The organism is Cupriavidus sp. 05N39 (genome assembly GCF_056397325.1).
In genome coordinates, this window is the sequence record NZ_JBFTNE010000032.1 from 17,652 (window position 1) to 32,102 (window position 14,451).

The 14,451-nt window shown below is 65.7% G+C and carries 13 protein-coding genes; 4 read left to right on the forward strand and 9 right to left on the reverse strand.

Annotation, left to right across the window (positions count from 1 at the left end; translation table 11 throughout):
* Positions 1-17: 17 nt before the first annotated feature.
* On the reverse strand, positions 18-752 hold the full coding sequence (locus AC1DN0_RS17005) for a DNA/RNA non-specific endonuclease (protein WP_441631883.1): 735 nt from the start codon (positions 750-752) through the stop codon (positions 18-20).
* 297 nt (positions 753-1,049) lie between these two features.
* On the opposite strand from AC1DN0_RS17005, the gene AC1DN0_RS17010 reads away from it, so the two are divergent.
* The gene (locus tag AC1DN0_RS17010) at positions 1,050-1,958 is read left to right on the forward strand and encodes a LysR family transcriptional regulator (protein ID WP_441631885.1); all 909 of its coding nucleotides are present in this window, start codon (positions 1,050-1,052) and stop codon (positions 1,956-1,958) included.
* Positions 1,959-2,127: 169 nt separating this feature from the next.
* Complete coding sequence (locus AC1DN0_RS17015) at positions 2,128-2,871, forward strand: SDR family oxidoreductase (protein WP_441631925.1); 744 nt, start codon at positions 2,128-2,130, stop codon at positions 2,869-2,871.
* Positions 2,872-2,903: 32 nt separating this feature from the next.
* Here the strand turns inward: AC1DN0_RS17015 and AC1DN0_RS17020 are convergent, their stop codons facing one another.
* The 6 genes from AC1DN0_RS17020 to AC1DN0_RS17045 all read right to left on the reverse strand — a co-directional run bounded on the left by AC1DN0_RS17020 (position 2,904) and on the right by AC1DN0_RS17045 (position 9,785).
* The gene (locus AC1DN0_RS17020; protein WP_441631887.1) at positions 2,904-3,158 is read right to left on the reverse strand and encodes a hypothetical protein; all 255 of its coding nucleotides are present in this window, start codon (positions 3,156-3,158) and stop codon (positions 2,904-2,906) included.
* A gap of 173 nt (positions 3,159-3,331) precedes the next feature.
* Complete coding sequence (locus AC1DN0_RS17025) at positions 3,332-4,414, reverse strand: porin (RefSeq protein WP_441631889.1); 1,083 nt, start codon at positions 4,412-4,414, stop codon at positions 3,332-3,334.
* Between the two features lie 64 nt (positions 4,415-4,478).
* The gene (locus AC1DN0_RS17030; protein ID WP_441631891.1) at positions 4,479-5,447 is read right to left on the reverse strand and encodes a PDR/VanB family oxidoreductase; all 969 of its coding nucleotides are present in this window, start codon (positions 5,445-5,447) and stop codon (positions 4,479-4,481) included.
* Positions 5,448-5,493: 46 nt separating this feature from the next.
* Positions 5,494-6,942 (reverse strand): NAD-dependent succinate-semialdehyde dehydrogenase, encoded by a 1,449-nt coding sequence (locus AC1DN0_RS17035; RefSeq protein WP_441631893.1) that lies wholly within the window; start codon positions 6,940-6,942, stop codon positions 5,494-5,496.
* 15 nt (positions 6,943-6,957) lie between these two features.
* Entirely contained in the window at positions 6,958-8,079 is a 1,122-nt protein-coding gene (locus AC1DN0_RS17040) for an aromatic ring-hydroxylating oxygenase subunit alpha (RefSeq protein ID WP_441631895.1), read from the reverse strand.
* Positions 8,080-8,159: 80 nt separating this feature from the next.
* Complete coding sequence (locus AC1DN0_RS17045; RefSeq protein ID WP_441631897.1) at positions 8,160-9,785, reverse strand: BCCT family transporter; 1,626 nt, start codon at positions 9,783-9,785, stop codon at positions 8,160-8,162.
* A 357-nt stretch (positions 9,786-10,142) separates the two neighbouring features.
* Here AC1DN0_RS17045 and AC1DN0_RS17050 point away from each other — a divergent pair, with 357 nt between their 5' ends.
* On the forward strand, positions 10,143-11,192 hold the full coding sequence (locus tag AC1DN0_RS17050; protein ID WP_441631899.1) for a PAS domain-containing protein: 1,050 nt from the start codon (positions 10,143-10,145) through the stop codon (positions 11,190-11,192).
* A gap of 37 nt (positions 11,193-11,229) precedes the next feature.
* On the opposite strand, the gene AC1DN0_RS17055 is transcribed toward AC1DN0_RS17050, so the two are convergent.
* Positions 11,230-12,372, reverse strand: coding sequence for a tartrate dehydrogenase (locus AC1DN0_RS17055; RefSeq protein WP_441631901.1), 1,143 nt, complete (start codon positions 12,370-12,372; stop codon positions 11,230-11,232).
* Between the two features lie 95 nt (positions 12,373-12,467).
* Here AC1DN0_RS17055 and AC1DN0_RS17060 point away from each other — a divergent pair, with 95 nt between their 5' ends.
* The gene (locus AC1DN0_RS17060) at positions 12,468-13,391 is read left to right on the forward strand and encodes a LysR substrate-binding domain-containing protein (RefSeq protein ID WP_441631903.1); all 924 of its coding nucleotides are present in this window, start codon (positions 12,468-12,470) and stop codon (positions 13,389-13,391) included.
* A 7-nt stretch (positions 13,392-13,398) separates the two neighbouring features.
* Here the strand turns inward: AC1DN0_RS17060 and AC1DN0_RS17065 are convergent, their stop codons facing one another.
* Positions 13,399-14,403, reverse strand: coding sequence for a Bug family tripartite tricarboxylate transporter substrate binding protein (locus AC1DN0_RS17065; protein ID WP_441631905.1), 1,005 nt, complete (start codon positions 14,401-14,403; stop codon positions 13,399-13,401).
* Between the last annotated feature and the right edge of the window lie 48 nt (positions 14,404-14,451).

The window sequence follows — 14,451 nt, forward strand, 5'->3', positions numbered from 1 at the left end:
GCCGCGTCGGCGCCGGATCAGCTCGCAGGGTGAACGCCAGGCAGGAACTCGATTCCGGTGCGCTTCACCAGTTCGCCATAGGAGATCGGCTTGCCGGGCCGCGCGGCGTCTGAATTCTCGATCCAGTGCGCCCAGGCCCGGTTCGTCGACGGGTCATAGACCAGCTTGTAGAGATACGTCGGGACCCAGACTTTCCCGCTGCCGATCGTGCGCACGTTCCCGTCGAATACCGGGCCCGTAATGACATAGACATCGCCGGTCGCGCGCATCGCATACTTGCGCGTGGCCTTTTCGATGGAGGCCCACGCCTTGCGGTTGTTCTGGCTGTATTGCGGCACGACGTTAGCCAGCGTGAACGATTGCGCCATGGCCTGCGCGGTCGGCTGATCGGCAGCAGGCGACATGTGTCCCCGGTCCAGTCCTTCATTGCCCTTGTAGTCGTCCAGCTCTGCCCGCTCCGAGCGCGGCAGGCGCGCATCGGAGAAGAAACGGTTGGTTCGCTCTTCGTCCTTGGCATCCATCAACTGCGCGCGCGACAGGCGCTCGGCAACAAAAAGCGGTGTCTTGCTGCGGCCGGAGTGCATGACCGCGAATGCGTCGTAGCACAGCGCACGCAGCTTGAGTTCCGGCGAACCCGGCGCCTTGGGTGCTGCCTGTTGCGCGAAGAATTGAGGGCACTCGGAAAAGCCACCGGAAGCGCTGGCCAGGCCGGAGGTCAGGCACAGAGCCAGCGAGAGGAAAAGCTTCTTCATTCGGGAACGGAATCCTTAAAGATCAGGGTGAACACCGCAGGCGTGCGCCGTGCCGGCGTTCATCACAGTTAAGCCCGCGCAAGGCGACCGCATGGACGCGAGGGCAGGCCGTGCGGCGCCCGGACAGTGGCTCGGTCCGGGCCGCGGGCGTCGGGCATTCTGCCAGACCGGGGCGCAATGAGCGAGGGAGATAGCGCAGGGCGTCAATGAGAGGGATCTCATCTCGCACGGCAGCAGCTTTTATAATCGCGCTTTGCATAATCATCAGACGCCCTCACTTCCACGGCGCATATCACCATGCTTAACCGGCTGGAAATGCTTAGGATCTTCTGCGCGGCGGCGGAGTCGGCTTCGTTCAAGGCAGCCGCCACCCGGCTGGGCACGTCCCCGCAAACCGTGACGCGCGCGGTCAAGGACCTTGAGGAAGCCGTGGGCGAACCGCTGTTCCACCGCAATACGCGTCAGATCCGCATCACTGCCGCCGGTGAGCGGCTGGCCGAGCGCGCGCGCTCGGCATTGCTTGATGTGGACAGCTTGTTCGCGCATCCGGCCGGCCGCTCGGACACCGAGCTCAAGGGCACTGTGCGGATTACCGCGCCCAGCACGCTCGGCCGGCTGCACTTGCTGGCGGCGCTGCGGCAGGTGGCGCTGGCGCATCCGGGCATCACGCTCGATATCCGGCTCTCGGACCAGATTGCCGATGTGGTCGACGACGAAATCGATATCGGCCTGCGCCTTGGCATGTTCCGCGACCAGCGGCTGGTCGCGCGCATGACGACGCGGGTGGGCTTCCATGTGGTGGGCACGCCGGAACTGGTGGCGCGCGTGGGCAAGCCGGCCGACCTGGCCGGGCTGGCCGCGCTGCCCACCACCGGCCTGATCGACCGCAGCAGCGGCCGGGCCTGGCCGTGGTATTTCGCCCAGGGCGAGCAGTTCAACCCGCGCTCTCCGGCCTTTCTTACCGACGATCCGGAAACCGAGATGGAGGCGATCCTCTCCGGACTCGCTTACGGCCAGTTGCCCGACTACCTCGCGCAGCCCCACCTGCGCTCGGGCCGCCTGGTCAGCGTGCTGGACCGGCATGCACCGGCACCGTGGGGCTTGTATATCTATCGCTCGCGCCGCAGCCCGGTGCCGATGCGCATCCGGCTGGTATTCGACGCGCTGGTGGCCTACTTCACTGGCAGCGCCGCCGTGGCGCCCTGAGCTACCGTTCTCTCGCTCGCCGGCGAGAGGCCGGCGGCAGCTATCCGTGGAGATAATTCCATCCGGTGGAATACTGAAATCAAAACATTTCCATTTTTGTTGATGCCGTCAGCCAACATAATCGTCTCGTCGGCAGGCAAACCGCCTGCGCACGGATACGGAGTGGATGATGAGCACAAATATCGCAGGCAAGGTCGTTGTCATTACTGGCGCCAGCAGTGGACTGGGCGAAGCCACCGCGCGCCACCTGGGCGCCGCCGGCGCCTCGCTGGTGCTGGCCGCGCGGCGCGGCGATCGTCTGGAGACGCTGGCCGCGGAGATCCGCGCCAAGGGCGGCAAGGCCGAGGTGGCGATCGCCGATGTGAGCCGGCGTGCCGATGTCGAAGCCCTGGTGCAGAAGGCGGTCGACAGCTATGGCCGGGTCGATGTCATGATCAACAATGCCGGCCTCATGGCCATCGCCCCCATGAGCGAGACAAAGGTCGAGGAATGGGAGCGCATGATCGACATCAACATCAAGGGCGTGCTGTACGGCATCGCCGCCGCGCTGCCGGTGTTCCAGAAGCAGGGCGCCGGGCACTTCATCAATATTGCCTCGGTCGCGGGCGTAAAGGTGTTCAGCCCGGGCGGCACGGTGTACAGCGGCACCAAGTTCGCGGTGCGCGCCATCTCGGAAGGCTTGCGCCATGAAGCCGGTGGCGCCATCCGCACCACGGTGATCTCGCCGGGCGCGGTGGACTCAGAGCTCAAGCTGGGCAGCAGCCACGCGGAGAGTGCGAAGACGGTGGGCGAGTTCTACCGGCAGGCCATCCCGGCGGACTCGGTGGCACGCGCGATCGCCTACGCGATCGAACAGCCGGCCGACGTGGATATCAACGAAATCGTGTTGCGTCCTGCCGTGCAGGAATTCTGAGCAAGGTGGCAGGCAGCACGCGCTCCCGCGCATCAGGCGGCGCGCGGCGTCGTCTTTCGGGACCGCATGGCCGATGGCCGCACCTGTTGCAGCGCGCGCAGGCTCTGGATGGCGTCCTCAATGGCCTCGATACCTTGCGTGAGGCGGTCGCGGGCCTGGCCCAGCGCGGTCTGGGTCTCGGCGTCGAAGATGGCAAGGTGATCCAGCGAGTCGACCTCGGCCTGCAACTGGCCGACCAGTCGCCTTAACTGTGCGGTACTGTGTGAAGCGGTGGAGCGGATTGCCATTGCGGTCTCCGGAAAGGCAGGGCGCACATTCGTAAGGTAGAACGTATGCGCGGGAAAGGACAAACACTTTCTCGGCGCATGCATGCGTTTTACGCATTTGGCAACACATCGCAACGGGCAACGCGATGGCATGATCCTTGCCGGCGCAAACACCGAGCCCCGGCCGCACCGTCTCAGAAAATCTGCCGCATGCCAAGCATGACACCGAACCGCGTCGTGCCGGCGGACGCAGTCACGGGGCTGCCGCCCCAGTACTCCGTCTCGCGTCCCGCGGCCCCGCCGCGCGCCCTGACCGCATCGACTTCCAGGAACAGACTGGTTCGCTTGGAGAACGCGTAGTCCGCCACGGCGGCCACGGCATCCGCCGATCCTCCCCCGAGCCACTGGGAGGTGGCCTGGAACTGCGTGGTGACGCCGCCGCCTTGCTGGTAGCGATAGTACGCGGCCGACAGGTGCAAGGCCGGCATGGCCTGATGCCCGAGTCCGGCAAAGTAGATGCCGAAGCGCGCGGCGCCGGCATCCTCGTGGCGGCCCATATGCCCCAGGTAGAGGGTGGTCTTGCCGACGGCGTACGAGCCGCCCGCCGACCAGTTGCGGATGGTGCCGGCCCCGTCCGCCGTGCGCCGCTGGTCGTACGACAGGCCAAGCGCGAGCGGTCCCTTCTGGTACATGGCGCCGCCCCCGAGGGTCTGGCCTTTGCCGGCGCTGCCGGGCTGCTCGCCAAAGCCGTAGTCCAGTTGCACCGTCACCGGCCCCAGCGTGCCCTTGTAGACCACGCTGTTGTTGATGCGGTAGTCCTGGAAGAAGATATCGCCGCCGAGGTACAAGGGGTCCGACCAGAAATTGCCCCAGCCCTGGTCCAGCGGATTGAAGCTCCAGCCCACGTTGTTCAGGGCGTTGTACTGCCGGCCGAAGGTGAGGCTGCCCCAGGCGCCAGCCAGGCCGACATAGGCCTGGCGGCCGAACAGCGCGTTGTACGCGGTCTGGCCGTTGTCGATGCCGAAGCCGTTTTCCAGCAGGAACACCGCCTTGTTGCCGCTACCCAGGTCGTTCTCGCCCTTCAGGCCCCAGCGGCTGCCGCCGATGCCGCTCGCCACCAGTTCCGCCTGGTCGTGATGCAGGCCATCGATATTGCTGGTGTAGCGCACCGCGGTGCTGACCACGCCGTACAGGTTGACGCTGGATTGCGCGTGGCTACCGCCGGCGGCGGGCAGCAGCGCCCCCGCAAGCAGCCAGCGCAGGGCTGTCTTGTGCATTGATGTCTCCTCCGGTCTGTGGGATAGCCAGGTGGGCGGGTGCCGTCCCCGGATTGGCCGCTGCTTACAGGTCGAGCACGATCCGCTGTCCCCTGGCCCGGGAAACGCAGATCATCATGGTCTTCTGTGCGGCCTTTTCGGCGTTGCTCAGGTACTGGTCGCAGTGCTGCGCCTCGCCTTCGAGAATGCGCGTCTCGCAGGTGCCGCACACGCCTTCGCGGCACAGGCAGTCGACGCTTGCCGCGTTCTCGCGCTCGATGGCCTTGAGAATGGTTTCGCCGCTGGCCACCTCCACGGTCCTGCCGGATTTCGCCAGCACTACCGAGAAGGCGCCGCCGCCTTGGGGCGCCGCGGCGAACTGCTCCCAGTGCACGCGCTCCCTGGGAACGCCGTGCGCCGCCGCCGCGTCCTGCACGGCTTCGATCAGCGGCTGCGGCCCGCATACATAGACATGCGCGCCGTCCTGCAGCCTGCCCAGCAGCGTGCCGAGGTCGAGTTTCTGCCCCAGGCTGTCGGCGTAGAAGCGGAAGCGGCCGCTGTCCGGCGCGGCGGCGAGCTCGTCGCGAAAGGCGCCATGCTCCGGGCTGCGAAAGGCGTAGTGCAGCTCGTAGTCCGCGCCGCGCCGCCGCAGTTCGTGCAACTGCGACATGAACGGCGTAATGCCGATGCCGCCGGCGATCAGGACGTGGCGCCGCGCCTCCTCGCGCAAGCCGAACAGGTTGTTCGGCGTGGTGATCGTCAGCGTATCGCCGGCGCGTACCTTGTCATGCAGGAAGGCGGAGCCGCCCTTGGATCGCTCCTCGCGCCGGACACCGATCTGGTAGCAACTGCGGTCCTCGGGCGAGTTCATCAGCGAGTACGCATTGCTGTAGCGCTGGCCGCTGTCTTCCATCTGCACGATCACATGGCCGCCGCCGGAGAAGCCCGGCATGGGGCCGCCTTCCGGAAGCGCCATCGTGAAGCGCTTGATCTGTGGCGTGACGTCTTCGATGCGGGTGACGGTGACGCGCATCGACTGGTAGGGGTTGCCCATGCTGCTTCCTTCTTTCTTCAGGCTTGGTATCACTCTCGTGCGTGGCTTACAGCGCCATGCAGAGGTATTTCTTTTCCAGGTAGTCGTCGATGCCGTAGCGCGAGCCTTCGCGGCCCAGGCCAGACTGCTTCACGCCGCCAAACGGTGAGACTTCGTTGGAGATCATGCCGGTGTTGATGCCGACCATGCCGTACTCGAGCTGTTCGGCGACACGCCAGACGCGGCCGATGTCGCGGCTGTAGAAGTAGGCGGCCAGGCCATAGATGGTGTCGTTCGCCATGCGCACCACATCCTCCTCGCACGAGAAGCGCACGACCGGCGACACCGGCCCGAAGATTTCCTCGTCGAGCACGCGCATGCCGGGCTTGACCCCGGTCAGGACGGTGGGCGCGAAGAACTGCTCGCCGGCGGCGTGCGGCTGGCCGCCGATGCGCAACTGCGCGCCCTTGGCGACGGCGTCGTCGACCAGCTCGCTGACCTTGGCCACCGCCGTGGGCGTGATCAGCGGACCGATCTCGCTGCCGGCGTCGAAGCCGTTGCCCACGCGCAGTTCGGCCACCTTGCTGGTGAACAGGTCGACGAAACGGTCGTACACCGCGTCATGCACGTACAGCCGGTTCACGCACACGCAGGTCTGCCCGGCATTGCGGTACTTCGCCTGCAGGGCGCCTTCGACGGCCGCTTCCACGTCGGCATCGTCGAACACAATGAAGGGTGCATTGCCGCCCAGCTCCAGCGACACTTTCTTGATGGTGCCGGCGCATTGCGCCATCAGCAGGCGGCCCACCGGCGTCGAGCCGGTGAACGACAGCTTGCGCACCAGCGGATGGCTGGTGAACTGCTTGCCGATGGCGACTGCGTCGCCGGTGACGATATTGAGCACGCCCGCCGGAATGCCGGCCCGCAGGGCCAGTTCGGCCAGCGCGAGCGCCGTGAACGGCGTCTCGTTGGCGGGCTTCACCACCATGGTGCAGCCGGCGGCGAGGGCCGGCGCCGCCTTGCGAGTGATCATTGCCGCGGGGAAGTTCCAGGGCGTGATGGCCGTGCAGACGCCGATTGGCTCCTGCACTACCAGCAGCCGCTTGTCCGCCGTGGGCGAGGGGATCACGTCGCCGTAGAGGCGCTTGGCTTCCTCGGCGAACCACTCGATGAACGAGGCGGCATAGCGCACCTCGCCCAGTGCTTCCTGCAGGGGCTTGCCTTGCTCGTGCGTCATCAGCACGGCCAGGTCTTGCTCGTGCTGCAAGATCAGTTCGAACCATTTGCGCAGCAGGCCGGCGCGCTCCTTGGCGGTGCGCTGCTTCCAGGCCGGCAGCGCGGCGTTGGCCGCCTCGATGGCGGCGACGGTTTCCGCCTCGCCCATCCGCGGCACGGTACCGACCTGTTCGCCCAGGGCCGGATCGAACACCGCCACGGTGTCGCCGGAGGCGGCGTCGCACCAGCGGCCATCGATGCAGGCCTGTTGCCGGAACAGCGTGTTGTCGTTGCGTTTCATGCTGGCTCCCTTGGCTCAGACGGGCTGGTATTGCTTGGCCATCTTCTGATGGAAATGCACGATGCCGTGCTCGCTGATGCCGCTGCGCTGCTGGTCGACCATGATGCGGCCCTGGCCGCGATAGCCGCGCGACTTCAGGCCGCGCTGCACGCTCTCCACCAGGCGCAGGTCTTCAGGTCGGAACACGTCCCGGTACCACTCGACGAGCTTCTGCTGCTCCTCGGTCAGTTCCTTGTTCAGGAAGTAGATCTCGTAGTGCTGCAGCGTGACTTCGGCGCTGGCCGGGAACTCGTAGATCACCGTCATGAAGTTGGCGCCGGGCGGCACGTTGAACATCGTGCAAGGCCAGGCCCAGAAGCCGGCGAAGCTCGGGTCCTTGACCGACTCGTCGAGCTTGAACGACTTCTCGGACGACTTGGCATGGCCGAACTGCAGCGACCAGTTCTCGTGCAGCGTGTGCCAGTACTTGTCCACTTGCACCGAGTCCGCGAAGCTGGGATGGGCCGGGCCGCAGTGGTAGCACTCCATGTAGTTGTCAACGATGCTCTTCCAGTTGGCCGGGGTCTCGGTCACGAAGCGCGCGCCCAGGTGCAGGTCGTCGATCACGGGGCAGGCTTCGCGCATGCGGGCCTGCAGGCCCGGCAACTGCGCTTCCACCGTGCCGGCGTCCGGGTTGAGGTTGATAAAGACGAAGCCGGCGTACTCCTCGACCCTGACCGGCACCAGGCTGGATTTGTCCTTGTCGAAGTGGGCGACGTTCTCGCAATTGCGCGCATGGGCCAGCTCGCCGTCGAGCTTGAAGGTCCAGGCGTGGTACGGGCAGGTGATCACGTTCCTGGCGCGGCCGCTGCCCGACAGCAGTTGGTGGCCGCGATGCGGGCACACGTTGTAGAACGCGCGCAGCACGTTGTCGCGGTCGCGCAGCACCACGATGTTCTCGCCGATCACCTCGCGCGTGATGTAGTCATTGGGCTGGGCCAGTTCGCTGCGATGGGCGATGCAGATCCAGCTGTTGGCGAAGACCTTTTCTTTCTCGAACTCGAAGATCGCTTCGTTGGTGTAGTACGACTTGGGCAGGGTCCAGGCGTTTTCGGGGTCGGCGCAAAAGTCTGGAGCGAGCGGAGCAATGTCTTTCATGATCGTTGTCTATGATGGTTAACTGTTAATCTATATTTAACAAATCGGACAAAAAGGAGACCCGTTGCCGGGCCGGCGTTTCAAAGCGTGGCGGCGGCGGACTGGTCGCGCGGGAGGGCTTCGGGTGGCTGGCCGGCGGGCGCAGGGGCGCCGGCGTTGCGCTCGGGCACGAAGCCAGCTTCGATGTCGTGCGCGGGCACCGTACCGAAATCCTGCAGCAGCCAGCGGAACAGGCCGAACAGCTTGATGGCCAGGATCACCAGGAACGGGATCGCGGTCAGCACCACGGCGGTCTTCATGGTGTCCAGCGATGCCTTGGTGAACAGCATGGCCAGGGGCACCAGCGTCAGCAGCACGCACCAGAACACGCGGCTGCCTGGCGCGGGGTCTTCGCCTTCGCGCATATTCCGTGTGGTGGTGGCGGCCACCGCATAGGCCACGGCATCCACGTGCGCCGCCAGGAAGATGATCATGATGAACAGGTAGGCCGCCAGGAACAGCTTGCCGGCAGGCAAGGCCAGCAACAGCATTTCCACCGCGGATTCGCCGCCATGCTCCTTCAGGATGCGCGGCACGTCGATGGCGCCGCTGATGTACTGGTGCATGCTGTAGCTTTCCAGCGCGCCGAAGAAGAACCAGCAACCGACGCTGCCGCCGAGCAACAGCGCGTAAATCACTTCCTTGATCTTGCGGCCCTTCGACACGCGGGCCACGAACATCGCCACGCCCGGCGAGTACGACACCCACCACAGCCAGTAGAACACCGTCCAGCCGCGGCTGAAGGTGCCGTCGCCGGTGGGATCGGTAAACAGGCTCATGTGGATGTAGTTCTGCAGCATCAGGCCCAGGCCGTTGACGACATTGTTCGCAGTGAACAGCGTCGGGCCCACCGCGAGCACCACGGCGGCCAGCAGCAGCGCGCCCCAGCACACCATATGGCTAAGGCGCTGCATGCCGCCGTCGATGCCGACATAGGCGCTGAGCGAGAAGATCACGGAGACGCCGACGATCACGATCAACTGCGTGACGAACGTATCGGGCACACCGCTCAGGCCCGACAGGCCGCGCGTGAAGGTGGAGGCTGTCAGGGCGATCGATACCGTCAGTGCGCCGAACATGGTCAGCAGGAAGATCAGGTCCACCGCCCGGCCCACGGGACCGCTGGCCTTGAAGCCGGTCACGGCCTGCACCATCGAGGCCAGGTTCAGGCCCTTGTTCTTGCGCACATGGAAGTGATACGCCATGGCGAGCGAGGGCAGGGCGTAGACCGCCCAGGCGCTCAGGCCCCAGTGGAAGAACGAATAGCTGATGCTGTACTCCAGCGCCTGGCGCGTACCGGTGGCGATGTTCAGGCCCGGCGACTGGTAGTAATAGACCCATTCCATCACGCCCCAGTACATGGTCGACGACCCCATGCCGGCGCAGATGAACATGAAAACCCACGACAGCGTGGCGTATTCCGGCTTGCCTTCGCCCAGGCGCACATTGCCGTACTTGCTGAACGCCAGCGCCAGGCAGGCGATGACGCAGCCGAAAACGAACACCTGGACAAAGGATCCGAACGAGCGCGTGGCCCAGTTGAACAGTTGCGACGCGGTGGCGGCTGCCTGGCTGGGCCACATGGTCATGGCGACCACGGTGGCGGCGACCGCAGCCACGGTGCAGCCTGTCAGGAACAAGTCCCTGCTGCTTTTTGTAGTACTCAATTTAGTCTCCTCCTCCATGCGTCCGTGCGCACGGAATGGTTGGCAGTTGCGGGGCATGGGGCCTTCTCCGGGCTCCTTGATGATTTTTGGAAAGTTAACCAATAAGTTACGATAACCATTGGTTAACGAAGCGTAGTCTAAGGAAGAATTCCGGCTTGCACAAGCGGGATTTCGCTTTACCTGTGCGCGCTCCTGAAAAATGCCGGGGTGGGCGTGGAGAACGATGCACTTCGTGCCGTGCCGCGCGTTCGGGACGCGTTGCGGAAGGTGTTCGCGTGTCGGCGGTGTATCCTTTCGGACTCTTAGGATTCGTTACTGGCCTGACCTCGGGTGACCCAGGCTCATGCGGCCGCTACCATGACAGAAAACAGCTTTGCTTTCCGCCTGAAGGAATTGCTCGAGCACAAGAAGCTCACGCTCCAGGCCGTCGCCACCGCGCTGGGGCTGTCGCGCCCCGCCGTCCATAAATGGACGCGCGGCGGCGAGATCGACTATGACAACCTGCGCAAGCTGGCCGCGTTCCTCAACGTCAACTGGATCTGGCTGCGCTACGGCGAAGAGGCCCAGCGCGAGGCCGAGTCGTCCAGCGCCGTGCCGTTGCCGATGACGATGACGGATGTGCGGCGCAAGTACACCGCCGAGATCATGGATAGCGAAGCCCGGATGAAGCTGGCGCAGGAGGCCGCGCGCATCGTGACCTGGGAGTGGAACCTCATCACCGATGCCGTCACCTATTCGCCGAACGTGGAAAGCGTGTACGGCTGGCCGATCGCCAGCAATGCCGACTTCTGGAAGCGCGCGCACCCCGACGATATCCCGATGATGGAGCGGATCTACGAGGACTCGCTGCGCACCGGCGAGCCGCACGAGTTCGATTTCCGCATCCTGCCGCCGGATGGCGGCATCCGCTGGATTTCCTCGCGCGCGACGCCGATCCGCGATGTCGAAGGCCGCCTGGTCAAGATGGTCGGCATCAGCATGGACAACACTGCGCGCAAGAAGGTGGAGCAGTCGCTGCGCGATCAGCAGGCGCGCTTTCGCGCGGTCTTCGAGCTTGCCTCCGAAGGCATGGCGCTGATCGGGATCGGCTGGCAATGGGAGTCGGTCAACGCGGCGCTGACCGGCATGCTCGGCTATGCGGAGGCGGAGCTGGCGGATATCACCTTGCCAGATCTGCTGGCGGGCGATGGCGAAGCGCTGCAGGCCCTGCTGACGGGTAGCGAGGAGCGTTGCGCGTTCGAAGCCCGCCTTGTGCGCAAGGACGGGCGGCAGTTGCCGGTCAGCATCCGGGCCGCGCTATGCCGCGACGAAGAGTCCGGGCAGCCGACGCACGTGATCGTGGCCGTCCAGGCGACCGGCAAGGCGACGGGCAAGGCGACGGGCAAGGCGACCGGCAAGGTGAAATAGCGCCGCGCCCCGCGGCGCGAGGCACGGCCAGAGCGCTTCAGGCGGCGAGGGCTTGCGCATCGGCCTGGCGCACCAGCGCGGCGATCGCCTCGCCCACGTCCCCGGTATGCGCGTCGCCGCCCAGGTCAGGTGTGCGCGGGCCCCGCGCCAGCACGGTCTCGATGGCGCGCACGATGGCGTCGTGCGCCTCGCGGCAGCGCGCGCTGCCGGCTTCATCCATGCCTTCGGCGCCGCCGAGGAACTCCAGCATCAACGCACCGGACCAGATCATGGCGATCGGGTTGGCGATGGCCTTGCCGTAGATGTCGGGGGCGGAGCCATGCACCGGCTCGAACAGCGACGGGAACTTGCGGTCCGGGTTGAGGTTGGCGGAGGGCGCCAGACCAATGGTGCCGGCGCAGGCGGGGCCCAGGTCGGAAAGGATGTCGCCGAACAGGTTGGAGGCCACCACCACGTCGAAGCGGTTGGGCTGGAGCACAAAGCGTGCGGTGAGGATGTCGATGTGCTGGCGGTCCACCGTCACGTCGGGATAGTGCTGCGCCATCGCGTCGGTGCGCTCGTCCCAGTACGGCATACTGACCGCAATGCCGTTGGACTTGGTGGCCACGGTGAGGTGCCGGCGCGCGCGCGAGTTGGCCAGTTCGAAGGCATAGCGCAGCACGCGGTCGGTGCCGACTCGGCTGAATACGGATTCCTGCAGCACCACCTCGCGCTCGGTGCCCTCGAACATGCGGCCGCCCAGCGAGGTGTACTCGCCCTCGGTGTTCTCGCGCACCACGAAGAAGTCGATATCGCCCGGCTTGCGGTTTGCCAGCGGGCAGGGCACGCCCTCGAACAGCCGCACCGGGCGCAGGTTCACGTACTGGTCGAAGTCGCGGCGGAACTTCAGCAGCGAACCCCACAGCGAGACGTGGTCGGGCACCTTGGCGGGCCAGCCCACGGCGCCGAAATAGATCGCATCGAACCCTTCCAACTGCTCGCGCCAGTCGGCGGGCATCATGGCGCCGGTCCGCAGGTAGTAGTCGCAATGCGCCCAGTCGAAGCGCACGAATTCCAGGCCCAGCGAAAAGCGCTCGGCGGCGGCTTCGAGTACGCGCAGGCCCTCGGGCATGACTTCATTGCCGATGCCGTCGCCAGGGATGACGGCAATGCGGAAGGGTGCGGGGGAGGTGGTTGTCATGGCGGATGGTTCACAGTCTGGATTGGGATGGCCCATGGTAAGGAATTCCCGTCGGAATATAATCGGCCAATCCGTGAACCGATAAAACACACTTCGTGAAGAATGACCTGCTCAACGAGGACCTGCGCGTCTTCATCGAAGTCGCCCGCAAGTCGAGTTTCTCCGCCGCCGCGGAGGCGCTTGGCGTGTCGCCGGCCTATATCAGCAAGCGCATCCATATGCTGGAAGCTGCGCTTGCGGTCAAGCTGTTCCACCGCACCACCCGCCGCGTGGTGGTGAGCGAGGAGGGCGAGCGGGTCTACGCGCTGGCGCAGCGGATCCTGGACGATATCGATCATCTCTACGAGGAAGTCTCCAGCACGCGCCGCAACCCGCGCGGCCTGCTGCGGGTTTGCTCCAGCTTTGGCTTCGGGCGCCGGGTGGTGGCGCCGGCCATCTCGGAACTGTCCACCCTGTACCCCGCGCTCCAGGTGCGCTTCGAAGTGTTCGACCGGCTCGTTGACGTGGCGACCGAAGGCTTCGATCTCGACATCCGCGTGGGCGATGAGATCGCGCCGCACCATATCGCGCGCCGGCTGGGCGACAACCGCCGCGTGCTGTGCGCGTCGCCCGCCTACCTGGCACGCCGCGGCCGGCCGCGCACGCTGGCCGACCTGGCCAGCCACGACTGCCTGGTGATCAAGGAGCGCGACCATCCCTTTGGCGTGTGGAAGCTGCGTAACGGCAACGCGGAGCACACCGTCAAGGTCACCGGGCCGCTGTCCTCCAATAACGGCGAGGTCGTGGTGCGCTGGGCGATGGATGGACGCGGCATCGTGCTGCGTTCACTGTGGGATGTGGGCCCGATGCTGGCCAGCGGCGAACTGGAGCAGATCCTGCCGGAGTGCGGTCAGGACGCGAATATCTGGGCGGTGTACCCGTCGCGCCTGACCAGTTCGGCCAAGATTCGCGTTTGCGTGGAATTCTTCGAGACGTTCTTTCGCGAGCGGGCCGCCTCGCATGGAGCCATGCGAGGCTGATACCGGCTTAGTCCGCGTGAATATTCGCCGCCTGCGCGATCTTGCGCAGGCGCGCGATCTCGCTGGTGACGCGCGCGCGGTACTCGGCGGCGCTGCCGTACTCCGGCTCGAATCCGTTCGCGGTCATGCTTTGCTGCAGCGCCGGATCTTTCATCATGCTGGCGATGGCGGTCTCCAGCGTCTGGCGTACCGGGACGGGAATCCCCTTGGGCGCGACGATGGCGAACCAGGTGCTGAGCGACACGCCGGGAAAACCGCTTTCGATCGCGGTTGGCACCTGGGGCAGCAGCATCGAGCGCGTGGTGCTGGTGACGGCGATCGCCTTGACCTTGCCGCCCTTGATCTGCGGGGCCGCCGCCACCACGGTATCGACCGACAGCGGGATCTGGTTGCCGATCAGGTCGGCCATGGCCGGTGCGCTGCCCTTGTAAGGCACGTGCAGCAAGCCCATGCCGGTGGCCGCGTTGATCATCTCGCCGGCAAAGTGCGCGGTGGTGCCGGCACCATAGGAACCGTACGACATGCCGCCCGGCGTGGCCTTGGCCACGGTTACCAGTTGCTTGAGCGTATCCGCCTTGACCGCGGGGTTGGCCAGCAGCACCAGCGCGGTCGAGCCCACCATGCCAAGCGGCTCGAAACTCATTAGCGAATCGTAGGGCAGGCGCGAGTAGGTGACCGGGTTGACGGTGAACGTGGTGGCCGCGCTGAGCAGCAGGGTATAGCCATCCGGCGCGGATTTCGCCACGTAGTCCGCGCCGACGATGGTGCCGGCACCGGCCTTGTTCTCGACCACCACGGACTGCTGCAGGACTTCGCCGAGCTTGCGCGCCACCAGGCGGGCGAGCACGTCGGTGGAGCCACCGGGCGGGAACGGCACCACCAGCTTGACCGGTTTGTCCGGGTACGGCGCGGCCAGCGCCGGCCAGGCGGCAGCCAGGGCCGCGCAGGCCGCCACAACCAGCGCGAAGCCCCGGGCCACGCTGCCGGTGCCATTCAGGGTCCATCTCGTCATGCGCGTTGCAAACATCTGTGTTTCCCCTTGGTGTTGCGATCAATGTGG

Coding starts and splice junctions, on each gene's coding strand:
- AC1DN0_RS17005 (WP_441631883.1), bottom strand. CDS start 752: ATGAAGAAGCTTTTCCTCTCGCTGGCTCTGTGCCTGACCTCCGGCCTG.
- AC1DN0_RS17010 (WP_441631885.1), top strand. CDS start 1,050: ATGCTTAACCGGCTGGAAATGCTTAGGATCTTCTGCGCGGCGGCGGAG.
- AC1DN0_RS17015 (WP_441631925.1), top strand. CDS start 2,128: ATGAGCACAAATATCGCAGGCAAGGTCGTTGTCATTACTGGCGCCAGC.
- AC1DN0_RS17020 (WP_441631887.1), bottom strand. CDS start 3,158: ATGGCAATCCGCTCCACCGCTTCACACAGTACCGCACAGTTAAGGCGA.
- AC1DN0_RS17025 (WP_441631889.1), bottom strand. CDS start 4,414: ATGCACAAGACAGCCCTGCGCTGGCTGCTTGCGGGGGCGCTGCTGCCC.
- AC1DN0_RS17030 (WP_441631891.1), bottom strand. CDS start 5,447: ATGGGCAACCCCTACCAGTCGATGCGCGTCACCGTCACCCGCATCGAA.
- AC1DN0_RS17035 (WP_441631893.1), bottom strand. CDS start 6,942: ATGAAACGCAACGACAACACGCTGTTCCGGCAACAGGCCTGCATCGAT.
- AC1DN0_RS17040 (WP_441631895.1), bottom strand. CDS start 8,079: ATGAAAGACATTGCTCCGCTCGCTCCAGACTTTTGCGCCGACCCCGAA.
- AC1DN0_RS17050 (WP_441631899.1), top strand. CDS start 10,143: ATGACAGAAAACAGCTTTGCTTTCCGCCTGAAGGAATTGCTCGAGCAC.
- AC1DN0_RS17055 (WP_441631901.1), bottom strand. CDS start 12,372: ATGACAACCACCTCCCCCGCACCCTTCCGCATTGCCGTCATCCCTGGC.
- AC1DN0_RS17065 (WP_441631905.1), bottom strand. CDS start 14,403: ATGACGAGATGGACCCTGAATGGCACCGGCAGCGTGGCCCGGGGCTTC.